This window comes from Agromyces allii (genome assembly GCF_009749385.1).
Taxonomy (GTDB): Bacteria; Actinomycetota; Actinomycetes; order Actinomycetales; family Microbacteriaceae; genus Agromyces; species Agromyces allii.
In genome coordinates, this window is the sequence record NZ_WBIN01000007.1 from 80,530 (window position 1) to 94,899 (window position 14,370).

The window sequence follows — 14,370 nt, forward strand, 5'->3', positions numbered from 1 at the left end:
GAACTCTAGGGCTCGCGCGTCGCCGCGCGCCGGATCAGGAGTAGACGTGCGGCGCGAGGATCGCCACGTCGCGCAGGTTGCGGTAGCGCTCGGCGTAGTCGAGGCCGTAGCCGACGACGAACTGGTTCGGGATGTCGAAGCCGAGGTACTTGACGTCGATCTCGACCTTGGCGGCGTCGGGCTTGCGCAGCAGCGCGCAGATCTCGATCGAGGCCGCGCCGCGCGACTCGAGGTTCTCGAGCAGCCAGGAGAGGGTCAGGCCGGAGTCGATGATGTCCTCGGCGATGAGCACGTGGCGGCCGGTGAGGTCGGTGTCGAGGTCCTTCAGGATCTTCACGACGCCCGACGACTTCGTGCCCGCGCCGTAACTCGAGACCGCCATCCAGTCCATGCTGACGTGCGTGCGGAGTTCGCGCGCGAGGTCGGCCATGACCATGACTGCGCCCTTCAGCACGCCGACGAGCAGCAGGTCCTCGCCTTCGTAGTCGGCCTCGATGCGGCGGGCGAGCTCGGCGAGCTTCGCATGGATCTCGGCTTCGGTGACGAGGACTTCGGTCAGGTCGGCTTCGATCTCGCTCGCGTACATTGGCGCTCCTCCTGGGCGGGGTGTGGTCAGGGGTTCTCGCGCATCGATGGTGTTCGACGAACGGATGCCACGAGCCTAAACCCCCGTTCCTGAAGGCGTCCCCCCTGATCGCGGGCGGGTTCCGCCCGATCGGGCCGGCGAGGCCGCTCGAACCGGCTCAGTGGTCGTGCGGCAGCACCTCGGTCGAACCGGTCGTCGAGAACACGACGTACCGGCCGGCGCGGGTCGCACGCACGCCGCCGGGCAGGTCGAGCGGCCCCTGGCCGTGCCAGTCGGTGACGAGCCGAGCGACCTCGAGCGTCTGCACGCGCGAGAGCGAGACCCCGAACTCGCTGCCGATCACGTGCCGGATGATGCGCTGGCGCAGGGCCGCCGGATTGGCGGCGAGCACGCCGATCGACACGGCGATGCCGGCCTCGGCGGGCTCGCAGATCTCCTCGATGAGCTCCTCGATCTGGGCCTCGAACGCGTCGTCGTCTTCACGCAGCTGCTCGGCGGTGCGCACGAGCGCCTCGGCGATGCCCGGCCCGAGCTCGGCCTCGAGCACGGGCAGCACCCGGTCGCGCACGCGAACGCGCGCATAGGAGGGGTCGGCGTTGTGCGGGTCGTTCCACGGCTCGAGCCCCGCGTCGGCGCACGCCTCGACGGTCGTGGCCCGGCGGACGCCGAGGAGCGGACGGGCGTAGCGTCCCGAGCGGGCGGGCATGCCGGCGAGGCTCGCGGCCCCCGATCCGCGGGCGAGGCCGAGCAGCACGGTCTCGGCCTGGTCGTCGAGCGTGTGCCCGAGCAGCACGCACGCGGCATCCGTCGACCGTGCAGCCTCGTCGAGCGCGGCATAGCGGGCACGGCGGGCGGATGCCTCGGGGCCGCCCGCGCCGTCGACCTCGACGCGCTGCACGAGCACGGGGTCGAGCCCGAGCTCGCGGGCCTGCCCGGCCGCGCGCGCCGCGACCTCGGCGGACCCGACCTGGAGCCCGTGGTCGACGACCACGGCGCCCGCACGCAGGCCCGCGCGCGGCGCCTCGAACGCCGTCGCCGCGGCGAGCGCGAGCGAGTCCGGACCGCCGGAGAGCGCGACCAGCACGAGCGGCGCATCGGGCGGTGTCTCGAGACGCTGCGCTCCTCGACCGGCGTCGGCCTGCGCGGGAGCCAGCGGGTCGAGCACGGCCCGCACCGCCCGTCGGACGTCGGCGATCGGCGGGGTCAGACGCGGGCGACGGCTCGTCGCGGCATCCGTCGACTCGCCCGGTTCGGTGGCAGGAGGCATCGAGTAACCTTATTCCGCCGATCGCGGCCGGGCACCCGAAGCGGGCTCCGGCGAACGTGACACCGAGCTTCCGACATCAAGGAGAACCCACATGGGCGAGTACGCCGCCGTCATCGAGATCCCCAAGGGGAGCCGCAACAAGTTCGAGGTCGACCACGAGACCGGCCGGGTCTTCCTCGACCGCGTGCTCTACACGACCTTCGTGTACCCCACCGACTACGGCTACTTCGAGAACACGCTCGGCCTCGACGGCGACCCCGTCGACGTGCTCGTGCTGCTCGACTACCCGCTGTACCCGGGCGTGGGCGTCAAGGTGCGCCCCGTCGGCGTCTTCAACATGACCGACGACGGCGGCAGCGACGCCAAGGTCATCGCGGTGCCGGCCGGCGACCCCCGCTGGAACCACATCCAGGACGTCGACTCGATCCCCGAGTTCACGCGCAAGGAGATCGAGCACTTCTTCGAGCACTACAAGGACCTCGAGCCCGGCAAGTGGGTCAAGACCGAGGGCTGGGGCGACGCGGCCGAGGCCGACGCCATCATCCAGGCGGGCATCGCCGCCTTCCCCGGTCACTGAGACCGAGCGCGGTCGCAGAGACCGGCGCAGTCGAGCGGATGCCGCGGCATCCGTGAACCCGAAGGGGCGAGCCGTGACGGCTCGCCCCTTCGGCGTTCGCGACGTCGGTCGCTCAACCCGACGGGAGGAGATCGGGCCCATGGGAGGAAGATCCTGCGGAACAGGTCCTCCGCTCGGCGCGGACGCCTCCCGTCGACTCGACGCGAGGCGCGCCGACGTCGGTCTCGAGACGCTCCGCTGCTCGACCGGCCGAGCGGGTCAGCCGGCGGGGCGGGCGGCCGCGGCGGGCGAGCCCCAGATGAAGTACTCGCGCACGGGGACGCCCTCGCGCGGTGCCTCGAGGATGCGTCCGCCGCCGAGGTAGATGGCGACGTGGTAGTAGTCGCCGCCTCCACCCCAGAAGAGCAGGTCGCCGCGCTGGATCTGCGAGAGCGGCACGGCCTTGCCCTGCGCGGCGAGCGTGTAGTACTGGTTCGTCGCCGAGTGGGTGCCGATGCCGATGCCCGCCGAACCGTAGGCCGCCTGGGTCAGTCCCGAGCAGTCCCACACGTCGGGGCCCGCTCCGCCGAGCACGTAGGGCTCGCCGAGCTGCTGGCTCGCGAACCAGATCGCCGTCTCGACGGCACCGGCGTTGGGCGGCCCCGGAGCCGGGTCGACCGAACCGCCGCCGCCCGCGTCGCCACCACCGCCGTCGCCACCGCCGCCGCCGCCGGAGTCTCCTCCGCCACCGCCGTTCGCGGCCTCCTCGGCGGCTGCAGCCGCTGCGGCCTCCGCTGCCGCCCGTGCTGCGGCGGCCGCCGCAGCGGCCTCGCGCGCCTGCCCCTCCGCCCGCTCGCGCTCGAGCTGGGCCGTCGTGCCCTGCAGGCTCGCGAGCTGGGCGTACAACTCCTCCGAGCGCTGCTGCTGCTCGGCCACGGCCGCGTTCGCGGCATCCGCGGCGGCCGCCGCCTCGTCGGCACGGGTCTCGGCGAGGGCGGCGAGCCGCTGGCGCTCGGCCGCGGCATCCGCTGCCTGGGCCCGGAGCGCATCGGCGGTGTTGCGGTCGCTCGTGGCCTGCTCGTAGAGGTCGTTGGCCTGCTCGCCGAGCTTGGACGCCATGCCGAGCTGCTGCAGGAGCTTCGTCGCATCGTCGCCCGACAGCACGAGCTCGGCCGACAGGTCGTTGCCGGCGGTCTTCGCGAGATGCGCGGCGAGCAGGCCCGCGCGCATCTTCGAGATCTCGGCGACCGCATCGGCCTCATCGGCCTGGGCCGCGAGCTTCTGCTCGCGATCGGCCGCCCGGTCGCGCTCGTCGACGGCGACCCGCCACGCCTCGTCGGCGCGCATCGACGCCTCGGCCGCGACATCCGCCGCCGTCTGCAGCCCCGCGAGCAACTCGCCGACGCGATCGATCTCGGCCTGCTTGGTCTGCTCGTTCGCCTTGGCCTGCTCGATGTCGCTCCACGACGGGTAGTCGGGGTCGGCCATGGCCGGGCCTCCGGCAGCGGCGACGGATGCCGCGACCGCGCCGACCGCGACGGTCGAGAACAGGGTCGCCGGCTTCACGCGCGAGAGCGGCCTGGTGCGGTTGTCATCCAAGGCCGACCCCCCTCGCCGCCATGAACGGGACCGGGTCGATCCGGTATCCATCGGTGTAGACCTCGAAGTGCAGGTGGCAGCCGGTCGATGCGCCAGTGGTGCCGCTCGCCGCGATGTTCTGCCCGGCCTCGACCCACTGCCCGTAGCCCACGAAGGTGCCGCCGGGGCGGATGTGCGCGTAGCCGGTCCACACGCCGCCGCCGTGATCGATCTGGATGTAGTTGCCGTACGTGCCGGACCAGCCCGCGAAGCGCACGACGCCGCTGTTCGCCGCGAAGATCGGGGCGTCGCATCCGGTGCCGAGGTCGGTGGCGTAGTGGAAGCTGTTCGAACAGCCGCCCGAGGTGCAGATCGACGATCGCGGCCCGTAGCTGCCCGTGATCGAGCCCCACGCGGGCAGCGCCCAGCCCGAGCTCGCGACCTCGCCGGGCGACCCGTTGGCCAATGCCTCCTGACGCCGCTTCTCCTCGGCCTCGCGACGCTTGCGCCCCTCCTCCTTGCGGATGCGCTCGCCCTCCTCATAGGCGGCGGAGGTCTTCGCCTCGGTGTCCTTGAGGAACTTCAGCTGCTGCTCGAGCTCGATCTTCTTCGCCTCGGACTCGGCGAGCGCGGCCTCGGCCGCGGCCTGCGCCTCCTGCGCGGCGACGAGCGCCGCCTCGGCGGCGAGGCGCAGTTTCTCGCGCTCGCCACGGGCCACGTCGGCCTGCCCTGCGAGGGCCGTCGCCGTGTTCGCAGCCTCGTTCGCCCCGTCGTAGATGGCGGAGGTGCGCTCGACCATCTTCTCCATGCTGCCGAGCTTGCCGAGCAGCGTCTCGGTGGCGACCGAGTCTCCGGCGTCGAGGAACAGCGTGATGCCGACGTCGGTCGTGCCGGCCCGGTACAACTGCGCGGCGACCTGCCCGGCGTTCGCCTCGGCCGTCGCCGCCGCCTGCGCCGCGGCATCCGCCTGCGCCTGGATCTGATCGGCCCGCAGCACCGCGTCGTCGTAGGCCTGCTGCGCGATCAGGAGTTCGTCGGTGCGCTTCTCGGCCTCGGCACGCGTGACCTCGACGTTCGCCTCGAGCTGCGCGATGAGCGACGTGATCTCCTGCACGGCCGCGGCGCCCGCCTCGGTGTTCGCCTTCGCGGCCTGCAGGTCGTCCCACGAGGGGTAGTCGACGGCCCACGCCGACGGCGGCGTCGAGATCGGCTGCACCGCCCCCACGAGCGCGGCGGCGAGCACCGCGAGTCCCGCGATGAAGCGGCGGGTGCGGCCGGTCGACGTGCGTGACGTGGTGTGTTCCATGGATGTCGTGCGGGCGTGCGAGGCCCGTCGCTCCTCAGTTCTCCGTGCAGGGTGGCAGCCTCACCCTAGGCACGCCTCACACGCGATTCGGGCATTTCGACGCGCGTGTGGCGGATGCCGCGGCAGCCCTCTCGGAGGGCCGGAACCACCCCCGTCGCGCTCGTTTTGCCATTCTGCGAAACGTCTCGTATGCTTGCTTCTCGGCGGTCATGCCCCAGGCAAGACCTCCGGCCCCATCGTTTAGTGGCCTAGGACACCGCCCTTTCACGGCGGCAGCACGGGTTCGAATCCCGTTGGGGTCACTGTTGAAGGTCGAAATCTGAAGGTCAAAAGCCACTCAGAACATCAAGTACAATTGAATAGCTCGAGTGCGAAAGCACTTATCGAGGCCCTGTAGCGCAGTTGGTTAGCGTGCCGCCCTGTCACGGCGGAGGTCGCGGGTTCAAGTCCCGTCAGGGTCGCTCAGGCGACAAGCCCTTTCCCTTACGAGAGAAGGGGCTTTCTCCTTATCAGGCTTCTTTTCGAGTCTGAGGCTCTGTAGCTCAGTTGGTAGAGCGCACGACTGAAAATCGTGAGGTCACGGGATCGACGCCCGTCGGAGCCACCACCAGCCCCGTTCGACTCCGGTCGCACGGGGCTTTTTCGTTCCCTCTCGCGGGTGCCCCGCTCCCGGGTGCCCCGGCGCATTACGCCGCGTTGCCGATCCGTCGCGTTCGTGACGGGCGCCCTTCTCCGAGACCGGGTGGTCTGCGAGTCTGCCTCGCATCACACACCTCGCGCCGACTGCGGCGTCATAGGAGAGGAGAACGGACCATGAGCGAGAACCTCATCCTCGCGGTCGCACTCGACGGGGCGGGCTGGCATCCGGCCGCGTGGCGCGATGCGGGCATTGCACGATCGGCCGTGTTCGAGTCGGCGTACTGGGTCGACCAGGTGCGCGTGGCCGAGGAGGCCGGCGTCGACTTCGTCACGTTCGAGGATGCCTTGAGCGTCGCGGCGCCCGAGCGGGCCGGCCGACTCCACGGGCGGCTCGATGCGGTGCAGATCGCGAACTTCGTCGCCCGCCGCACCTCGCGCATCGGACTCGTGCCGACCACGAGCGTGCTCGAGACCGAGCCGTTCCACGCGTCGACCCAGCTCGCCACGCTCGACTTCACCAGCGAGGGTCGCGCCGGCTGGAAGGTGCAGGCGACGCGGCCCGGTGAGAGCGCGAACTTCGGCCGCCGCGACGCCCTCGTGTTCGACCCCGCGGTGCTGTCGACTCCCGAGGGCCAGGCGGAGGTCTCGAGGCTCTTCGACGAGGCGACCGAGTTCGTCACGGTGGTGCGCCAGCTCTGGGACAGCTGGGAGGACGACGCGGTGATCCGGGATGTCGCGACCGGCCGGTTCCTCGACCGCGACAAGCTGCACCACGTGCACTTCGAGGGCGACGCGTTCCGGATCGCCGGGCCCTCCATCACCCCGCGGTCGCCGCAGGGCCAGCCCGTGGTCACGGCGCTCGCGCATTCGGAGATCCCGTACCGCCTCGCGGCGCGCACGGCCGACGTCGTGTTCGTGACGCCGACCGGTGACGTCGATGCGGCGCACATCGTCGAGACCGTCCGAGCGATCGAGGAGGCCGACCGCTTCGAGCCGACGCCCCTGCGCATCGTCGCCGACCTCGTCGTGGCACTCGGCCCGTCGACACGGGCAGCTCGCGATCGGCTCGACGCGTGGGACGCGCTCGACGGCGAGGTGTACCAGAGCGACGCCGCCATCGTGGCCGGCACGGCGCACGAGCTCGCGGACCGCATCCAGTCGCTCCAGGTGGCCGGCATCGAGGGTGTGCGCCTGCGCCCGGCATCCGTGCACCTCGATCTGCCCGCGATCGCGGAGCAGCTCGTGCCCGAACTGCACCGACGCCGAGCGCTGAGCGCCGCACCCGCAACCGGCACCCTGCGCAGTCGGCTCGGCCTCGAGCGCCCCGCCAACCGCTACGCCGCCTGAGAGAGGAAGACCGATGTCACACCCCACCAAGCGCCGCCTGCACCTGGCCGCCGGCGTCCCGGGCGTCAATCACTGGACGATCTGGGGCGCGCCCGGCGCCGGAAGCCAGATCGACTTCTCGACCTTCGAGCATGTCGCCCGCACCGCCGAGCGCGGCTTCTTCGACTACTTCTTCCTCGCCGAGGGGCTCCGGGTGCGCGAGCACAAGGGGCGCCTGCACGAGCTCGACGTCGCCGGACGGCCCGACAACTTCTCGGTGCTCGCGGCCGTCGCGGCCGTGACCGAGCACATCGGGCTCGTCGGCACGGCGAGCGCGACGTTCAACGAACCGTACGACCTCGCCAGGCGCATCGCCTCGCTCGACCACCTCTCCGGAGGCCGGGCCGGCTGGAACATCGTCACCTCGTCGGACGCGTTCACGGGGGCGAACTTCCGTCGGGGCGGGTTCCTCGCGTATCCCGACCGGTACCGCAGGGCGGCCGAGTTCGTCGAGCTCTCGCGCGCGCTCTGGGACAGCTGGAGCGACGGCGAGCCCGCGCGCTACCGCTACGCCGGCGAGTTCTTCGACACCGAGGGCTGGTTCCCGGTGCCGCCCGGACCGCAGGGGCATCCGGTGCTCGTGCAGGCCGGCGACTCGGGCGACGGACGGGACTTCGCCGTCGAGACGGCCGACGTCGTGTTCAGCCGCCACGGCGAGCCCGAGGCCGGACGCGCGTTCCGCACCGACGTCCGCGCGCGGGCGCTCGCGGCCGGCCGCGATCCCGAGAGCATCCTGGTACTGCCGGGCGTGAGCGTCGTGCTCGGCGACACCGAAGCCGAGGCGCAGGAGCGGGCTCGCGACATCCAGTTCCAGCAGGTCACGCCGCAGACGGCGATCCACCTGCTCGAACAGGTCTGGGGCACCGACCTGTCGGCCCACGATCCAGAGGGGCCCGTGCCGACCCCGCCGGAGAACGTGGAGGCGGAACTCACGCAGGGGCAGGCCCGCCGCGTGGACGACCCCTCGGCCGCTGCGCGCGCCTGGCACGCCGAGGCCGTGGAGCGGGAGTGGAGCATCCGCGAGCTCGTCGTCGCGAAGACCACGCGTCACGAGTTCATCGGCACGCCCTCGAGGATCGCCGAGCAGCTCGACGACGCCGTGCAGACCGGGGCGGCCGACGGCTACGTCCTGTCGGGCTCGGTCGTGCCGCACGGCATCGACGAGTTCGTCGACCGGGTCGTGCCGTTGCTCCAGGAGCGCGGCGTGCTGCGCACGTCGTACGAGCACCCGACGCTGCGGGAGAACCTCGGTCTGGGCGATCGGCCGCGGGCGGGCGAACGCCGCGCGGAGCTCGAGGGGGTCGCGTCGTGACCCGCGTGCCGCTCGGCGTGCTCGACCTCGTTCCGGTGCCGAGCCGAGCGACGCCGCGCGAAGCGCTCGAGGCCAGCCTGCGGATCGTGCGCAGCGCCGAGGCCGCCGGGTACGCGCGCTACTGGTTCGCCGAGCACCACTTCAACCCCGGGGTGATCGGCTCCTCCCCCGCCGTGCTCATCGCCCTGGCCGGAGCGGCGACCACCCGCATCCGCCTGGGTTCGGCCGCGGTGCAGCTCAGCCCCCGCCACACCGAGGCCGTGGTCGCCGAGGAGTTCGCGCTGCTCGCCACCGCCTTCCCCGGGCGGATCGACCTCGGCATCGGCCGATCGGCACTCGGCGGCGGCGGCCCGATCGGCCCGGCCGACGCACCGGAGACCGTCACGCCCGACGGGCTGCTCATTCCCGAGCCGTACCACTTCGAGCGGACGTTCGACGCGCCGAAGTTCCGCACGCTCGCCGCGCTGCTCGTGCGGGGCGAGGGCGGCTCGACGTTCGCCGACCAGGTCGAGACGATCCTCGCCCTGCTGGGCGACGGCATCGGCGACGGCGACGGGCGCGTGGACCTCGGCACGGCGCCGGGGGTCTCCGGCCCCGAGCTGCGCCTGTTCGGCAGCGGCACCGTCACCGCGCAGCTCGCCGGTCGACTCGGCCTGCCGTTCGCCGCGAACTACCACAGCGCCCCTTCGGGCGTGCTCGTGTCGATCGACGAGTACCGCGCGGCGTTCCTGCCCTCCGAGCGGCTCGACCGGCCGCACGTCATCGTGTCGGCGGACGTCGTCGCGGGGCCGACGGGCGAGCGCGCCCGGGAGCTCGCCTCTGGGTACCCCGCGTGGGTTCGGAGCATCCGCAACGGCCTCGGCGCGATCGCCTACCCGACGCCCGACGAGGCGGCCGCACTCACCTGGACCGACGCGGACCGACGGCTCGTCGACGACCGCGTGCGCACCCGGTTCGTCGGCACCCCGGCCGACGTCGCCGCCCGCCTCGACACGTTGCAGCGGGCGACCGGGGCCGACGAACTGGTGCTCACGACGATCACGCACGACCCCGAGGACCGCATCGCGAGCTTCGAGTCGATCGCGCGGGAGTGGCACGGCTGAGGCACGACCCCGATCCGGCGAGCGCGACGCGCATCGTCACGCGTTCGCGCTCGCCTCGATCGGGGCCACGACCGGAGCGACGGCGCCTTCGGCATCCACGGCACGCGTGCCGTCCTCGGCACGCGTGCCGTCCGCAGCGCTCTCGACGAGTCCGCGCTCGATCGCGCGCCGCGAGACGAGCCACATCACGATGCCGACCACGAGCACGATGCCCTCGGTGAGGGTCAGCGCCCAGATGATGCCCGCCAGCCCGAACCAGAGGTTGCCGAGGATCACGATCGGGATGAACAGCACTCCCTGCGCGAGCGACATCACGATCGCCGCGCTCGCCCGCCCGGTGGCCTGGAAGAACGAGGTGATGAGCCCCGCGAAGCCGTTCGCGACCATCGCCACGAGCTGCGCCGTGAGGATCGTGGCGCCGAGCGCGAGCACCGAGCGGTCGTCGACGAACACCGAGAACACCTGCTCGCTGAACACGATCAGGGTCGTCGCCGAGATCGCCACGATGCCGCCGACCGTGATCGCCGAGACGCGAAGGGCCGAGCGCAGCCTGGCCCGGTCGCCCTTGCCGTACGCGTAGGCGAGCAGCGGCAGCACGCCGAGCGTGACGCCCATCACGAGGAACTCGGGCACCTGCGCGATGCGCACCGCGACGCCCATGGCCGCGAGCGCGGTGTCGCCGTAGGCGACCGCGAGGTTGTTGAGCACGAGTGCCGTGACGATGAGGAAGCCCGACTGGAGCAGCTCGCCGACGCCCACGCCGAAGACCGGCTTCAGCACGGCGGGCGACAGCGTGAACCACTTCGGCGCGAGACTCAGGTGCGCACTGCGGCGGTGCAGCCAGATCGCGAAGTACGCGACCACGCCGAGGTTCGACAGGCCCATGGCGAGGGCCGCACCGGCGACGCCCCACGGCAGCACCAGGATGAACAGGATGTCGAACACGACGTTCGCGACCGTCGACGCGATGAGCGCGACCATCACCTGACGTGCGGCGCCCTCGGCCCGCACGAGCTGCTCGAGGCAGAACGCGGCGGCGAGCACGGGGACGAACGCGAGCATCACGCCGACGAACGAGCTGGTCGCCGGCACGGCGGCGGCATCCGCACCGAGCAGTGAGACGAGCGGATGCAGCAGCATCAGCCCGAGACCGCCGAGCACGGCGCCCGTGATCACCGAGCCCCAGAGCGCGAACGAGGAGACGCGCCTGATCTCGTCGGCCCTCGCCGGGTCGTGCTCCGAGGCGCCGAGCAGGCGCGAGATGAGCGCGCCGCCGCCGACGCCGAACACGCCGCCGACGCCCATGACGAGGCCGAGCAGCGGGGCGGCGAACGTGATCGCCGCGAGCAGGGTCGCGTCGTGCAGCGAGCCGATGAAGCCCGCGTTGACGACGTTGTAGATCGCGCCCACGATCATCGCGGCGGCCATGGGCACGCAGAGGTGCACGAGGGCGCGCACGATCGGGGCGGATGCGAGGTACCAGCGGTCGGTGCCGGCGACGCCGGCCTCCGTCGTGGCGGGAGCCGGATCGACCGGCGTCTCGAGGTTCGTGGTGCTCATGACTGCTCCCTTCCGGGCAGGTTCGAGCGCGCGCCGACGAGCGCCGGCACGGCGAGGGGAACTGGTGGGTGCGCGGCCGAGCCGGGCTCGGCGACGTGCCGGTCTACGACCGGGTGGGCTGCGGGAGTTCCGCGGTGATCTTCTGGAGGAGTGCGAGCAGTTCTGCCCGCTCGTCTGGGTTCAACGGCGCGAGGATCGTCTCGTCGGCGGCCGCCATGGCGGATTCGAAGCCCGAGATGAGCTCGGCCCCCGCATCCGTCGCGTACACGCGCTTGCTGCGTTCGTTGCCGGCATCGGTTCGACGCTCGACGAGGCCCCGGCGTTCGAGTCCCTGCAGGAGGCTCGTGACGCTCGCCGCACTCGTGCGGGTGATCTGCGCGATGTCGCGCTGGATGGCGCCGGGATTCTGCACCAGGTACCCGAGGACGAAGCTCTGCGCGTGGCTGAGCTCGCGTTCGCGGGTCCAGTCTTCGCCGGCCTTCATCTGCGCCCACCCGATCCAACGGACGAGTTCGAGCGCACTGGTGAGCCGAGGTCCCTGAGCATCCATACTCAAAAGGCTAATTGTTAGATATCTAACTGTCAAGTCTCGAACTCAGAATGCGAACCGGCTGATCGCTTGTCGCCCCGGCGCACGTCCGCGAGAATTCGACGATGACCAACGTCACGATCGGCCGCTCGACCGAGCCCGCCCGCGCCACGAGGGGCCGGGGGCAGCGATCGCGGAGGTCGATCGCCGAGAAGGTGCACGCCGTCGGGCAGAACCGAATCGGCGCGCTGCTCCTGCTGCTGGCCACCGTCGCGGCGATCGTCTGGGCCAACGTGTCGTTCGCCTCGTACGAGAGCTTCTGGGAGACGCATCTCTCGGTCGGCGTCGGCGACCTGACCCTCGACTTCACCCTGCACGCCCTCGTGAACGACGCGCTCATGGCGATCTTCTTCTTCACGGTCGGCCTCGAGGTGCGCCGCGAGTTCGCGATCGGCGAGCTCACGAGCTGGTCGCGCGCGGTCGTTCCGGTCGTCGCCGCCCTCGCGGGCCTCGTGGTGCCGGCGGTGCTGTACGTGCTCATCGCCCGGGGCTCGGGCGAGGAGCACGCGTGGGGTGTCGTCATCTCGACCGACACCGCGTTCCTCGTCGGTGCGCTCGCACTCATCGGGCCGCGCGTGCCCGGCCGCCTGCGCGTGTTCCTGCTCGCGCTCGCGGTCGTCGACGACATCGGCGCCCTCAGCATCATCGCGCTCGTGTACACCGAGGACTTCAACCCGATGCCGCTCATCATCGCGGCGATCGGCCTCGCGGGCGTCTACTTCACGCGCTACCTGCGCGGCGGGCGGGGGCCCGTCTACGCGACGCTGTCGATCATCGTCTGGATGGCGTTCCTCGCGTCGGGCGTGCACCCGACGCTCGCGGGCGTCGCGATCGCCCTGCTCGTGCCCGTGTACCGGCCCAACCGCCGCGACGTCGAGCACGCGCTCGACCTGGCGCGCACATTCCGTCAGTCGCCGAACACCGAGTACGCGCGTGCCGCGGCGAACAGCCTGCGCGAGTCGATCTCGATCAACGAACGGCTCCAGTCCGCGTACGCGCCGTACGTCGCCTACGTGATCCTGCCGTTGTTCGCGCTCGCCAACGCGGGTGTGCAGCTCTCCCCCGCGATCCTGACCGACGCGCTCGGCTCCTCGATCACGTGGGGCATCGTCATCGGGCTCGTGCTCGGCAAGCTCATCGGCGTGTTCGGGTCGACGGCGCTCCTCCGCGTCCTCAAGCTCGGCGAGTTCGGGCCAGGCCTCACGCTCGACCGGATCCTCGGCGGCGCTGCGCTCTGCGGCATCGGCTTCACGATCTCGCTCTTCATCGTCGACCTCGCGATCACCGACGAGGCCGCGCAGAACGAGGCCAGGGTCGGCGTGCTCGCGGCATCCGTCATCGCCTTCGTGCTCGCGACGATCGTCTTCAGGATCTCGGATGCCGCGCGCCCCGACGAGGACACCGGCCAGACGCTCGCGCGCCCCATCGACCCCGCTCGCGATCACGTGTTCGGCCCGGCCGACGCGCCGTACACGATCGTCGAGTACGGCGACTTCCAGTGCCCGTTCTGCCTCAAGGCGTCCGGATCGATCCAGGAGGTCAAGGCCGAGCTCGGCGACCGGCTGCGCTACGTGTGGCGGCACGCGCCGCTCGAGCAGGTGCACCCCAACGCCCTCGCGGGCGCCGAGGCGTCGGAGGCCGCGTCGCTGCAGGGCAAGTTCTTCGAGTTCGAACGCGGCCTCTTCGCCGACCAGGAGAACCAGCGGCCCACCGACATCGTGCGGCTGGCCGGCGATCTCGGGCTCGACGTCGAGAAGTTCGAGCGCGACCTCACCTCCTCGAAGGTCGCGGGGCGCGTGCGCGACGACATGCTCGACGCCGAGGCCATGGGCATCAGCTCGGTGCCGACGCTGTTCGTCAACGGGCGCCGGCACACCGGCCCGTACGACGCGCAGTCGCTGATCCGTGCGCTCGAGGCGAGCGAGCAGGACACGGCAGCCGTTTCCGCCGAGGGCTGAACTTCGGCCCCTGCCGGCGTGGGCCGGGCGGGGCACGTGTAGCTTCGGAGCACCGGCGGCGCACGGCATCCGGTGAGATCCGGCCCCCGCAACCGGGGCCGCGAGCGAAGGAGCACCGTGAGCGACGACCATCTTCCGCGTCGATTCCAGATCGACCTGCCGGCCGACCGCGCGCAGGGCGTGTTCGCCGACTTCGCGCGCGTCTGGCACACGCCGAACGTGTTCGTGATCGACTACGTCGCGCTCACGCAGCCGCCGTCGACCGTCGAGGACCCCGACGGGTCGCGTGCGGTCGCCGTGCCGGGGCAGGTCGTGAGCCGCATCCGCATTCCACCGGAGCAGGTGTTCGAGCTCGCCAAGGCGCTCACCCAGCAGCTCGAGGCGTGGGAGCAGGAGACCGGGCGCAAGCCCCCCGAGCGGCCGCTGTTCGGGCACGGGCACCCCGGCGAGTGATCGCCTGAGCCGTCGGCGCGGTTTCGTGCGATGAGCGGATGCCGCGGCATCCGCTCATCGATCGCAAGCCCTTGTGC

At 71.6% G+C, this 14,370-nt stretch carries 12 protein-coding genes and 3 tRNA genes; 9 read left to right on the forward strand and 6 right to left on the reverse strand.

Features of this window, described 5'->3' with window-relative positions; translation table 11 throughout:
* Positions 1 to 34 precede the first annotated feature (34 nt).
* Both hpt and tilS read right to left on the reverse strand, forming a co-directional pair.
* On the reverse strand, positions 35 to 586 hold the full coding sequence (gene hpt, locus GQR16_RS10155; protein WP_157415025.1) for a hypoxanthine phosphoribosyltransferase: 552 nt from the start codon (positions 584 to 586) through the stop codon (positions 35 to 37).
* Between the two features lie 157 nt (positions 587 to 743).
* The gene (gene tilS / locus GQR16_RS10160; protein WP_157415026.1) at positions 744 to 1,853 is read right to left on the reverse strand and encodes a tRNA lysidine(34) synthetase TilS; all 1,110 of its coding nucleotides are present in this window, start codon (positions 1,851 to 1,853) and stop codon (positions 744 to 746) included.
* Positions 1,854 to 1,944: 91 nt separating this feature from the next.
* Between tilS and GQR16_RS10165 the strand changes: the two genes are divergently transcribed.
* The gene (locus GQR16_RS10165) at positions 1,945 to 2,430 is read left to right on the forward strand and encodes an inorganic diphosphatase (protein WP_157415027.1); all 486 of its coding nucleotides are present in this window, start codon (positions 1,945 to 1,947) and stop codon (positions 2,428 to 2,430) included.
* 258 nt (positions 2,431 to 2,688) lie between these two features.
* Here the strand turns inward: GQR16_RS10165 and GQR16_RS10170 are convergent, their stop codons facing one another.
* Both GQR16_RS10170 and GQR16_RS10175 read right to left on the reverse strand, forming a co-directional pair.
* Positions 2,689 to 4,008 (reverse strand): C40 family peptidase, encoded by a 1,320-nt coding sequence (locus GQR16_RS10170; RefSeq protein WP_246200716.1) that lies wholly within the window; start codon positions 4,006 to 4,008, stop codon positions 2,689 to 2,691.
* A complete protein-coding gene (locus tag GQR16_RS10175) occupies positions 4,001 to 5,293 on the reverse strand; it encodes a M23 family metallopeptidase (RefSeq protein ID WP_246200718.1) in 1,293 nt (430 codons plus the stop codon). The genes GQR16_RS10170 and GQR16_RS10175 overlap by 8 nt, the downstream gene beginning before the upstream one ends.
* A 229-nt stretch (positions 5,294 to 5,522) precedes the next feature.
* Between GQR16_RS10175 and GQR16_RS10180 the strand changes: the two genes are divergently transcribed.
* From GQR16_RS10180 to GQR16_RS10205, 6 genes are all read left to right on the forward strand, one after another.
* Positions 5,523 to 5,595 (forward strand) — tRNA-Glu (locus tag GQR16_RS10180).
* Positions 5,596 to 5,680: 85 nt separating this feature from the next.
* Positions 5,681 to 5,754, forward strand: a tRNA-Asp gene (locus tag GQR16_RS10185).
* A 70-nt stretch (positions 5,755 to 5,824) separates the two neighbouring features.
* Positions 5,825 to 5,900: transfer RNA gene (locus tag GQR16_RS10190), tRNA-Phe, on the forward strand.
* A gap of 206 nt (positions 5,901 to 6,106) precedes the next feature.
* Entirely contained in the window at positions 6,107 to 7,279 is a 1,173-nt protein-coding gene (locus tag GQR16_RS10195; protein ID WP_157415028.1) for an LLM class flavin-dependent oxidoreductase, read from the forward strand.
* 13 nt (positions 7,280 to 7,292) lie between these two features.
* On the forward strand, positions 7,293 to 8,630 hold the full coding sequence (locus tag GQR16_RS10200; protein WP_157415029.1) for an NtaA/DmoA family FMN-dependent monooxygenase: 1,338 nt from the start codon (positions 7,293 to 7,295) through the stop codon (positions 8,628 to 8,630).
* Complete coding sequence (locus GQR16_RS10205) at positions 8,627 to 9,733, forward strand: LLM class flavin-dependent oxidoreductase (RefSeq protein ID WP_157415030.1); 1,107 nt, start codon at positions 8,627 to 8,629, stop codon at positions 9,731 to 9,733. The genes GQR16_RS10200 and GQR16_RS10205 overlap by 4 nt, the downstream gene beginning before the upstream one ends.
* 36 nt (positions 9,734 to 9,769) lie before the next feature.
* On the opposite strand, the gene GQR16_RS10210 is transcribed toward GQR16_RS10205, so the two are convergent.
* Positions 9,770 to 11,293, reverse strand: coding sequence for an MATE family efflux transporter (locus GQR16_RS10210; RefSeq protein ID WP_157415031.1), 1,524 nt, complete (start codon positions 11,291 to 11,293; stop codon positions 9,770 to 9,772).
* A gap of 103 nt (positions 11,294 to 11,396) precedes the next feature.
* A complete protein-coding gene (locus GQR16_RS10215) occupies positions 11,397 to 11,843 on the reverse strand; it encodes a MarR family winged helix-turn-helix transcriptional regulator (protein ID WP_157415032.1) in 447 nt (148 codons plus the stop codon).
* Positions 11,844 to 11,947: 104 nt separating this feature from the next.
* Between GQR16_RS10215 and nhaA the strand changes: the two genes are divergently transcribed.
* Both nhaA and GQR16_RS10225 read left to right on the forward strand, forming a co-directional pair.
* The gene (gene nhaA, locus GQR16_RS10220) at positions 11,948 to 13,840 is read left to right on the forward strand and encodes a Na+/H+ antiporter NhaA (RefSeq protein ID WP_157415033.1); all 1,893 of its coding nucleotides are present in this window, start codon (positions 11,948 to 11,950) and stop codon (positions 13,838 to 13,840) included.
* Between the two features lie 117 nt (positions 13,841 to 13,957).
* Positions 13,958 to 14,293, forward strand: coding sequence for a DUF3467 domain-containing protein (locus GQR16_RS10225; protein WP_157415034.1), 336 nt, complete (start codon positions 13,958 to 13,960; stop codon positions 14,291 to 14,293).
* Positions 14,294 to 14,370 lie beyond the last annotated feature (77 nt).

Coding starts and splice junctions, on each gene's coding strand:
- hpt (WP_157415025.1), bottom strand. CDS start 586: ATGTACGCGAGCGAGATCGAAGCCGACCTGACCGAAGTCCTCGTCACC.
- GQR16_RS10165 (WP_157415027.1), top strand. CDS start 1,945: ATGGGCGAGTACGCCGCCGTCATCGAGATCCCCAAGGGGAGCCGCAAC.
- nhaA (WP_157415033.1), top strand. CDS start 11,948: ATGACCAACGTCACGATCGGCCGCTCGACCGAGCCCGCCCGCGCCACG.
- tilS (WP_157415026.1), bottom strand. CDS start 1,853: ATGCCTCCTGCCACCGAACCGGGCGAGTCGACGGATGCCGCGACGAGC.
- GQR16_RS10200 (WP_157415029.1), top strand. CDS start 7,293: ATGTCACACCCCACCAAGCGCCGCCTGCACCTGGCCGCCGGCGTCCCG.
- GQR16_RS10210 (WP_157415031.1), bottom strand. CDS start 11,293: ATGAGCACCACGAACCTCGAGACGCCGGTCGATCCGGCTCCCGCCACG.
- GQR16_RS10175 (WP_246200718.1), bottom strand. CDS start 5,293: ATGGAACACACCACGTCACGCACGTCGACCGGCCGCACCCGCCGCTTC.
- GQR16_RS10215 (WP_157415032.1), bottom strand. CDS start 11,843: ATGGATGCTCAGGGACCTCGGCTCACCAGTGCGCTCGAACTCGTCCGT.
- GQR16_RS10195 (WP_157415028.1), top strand. CDS start 6,107: ATGAGCGAGAACCTCATCCTCGCGGTCGCACTCGACGGGGCGGGCTGG.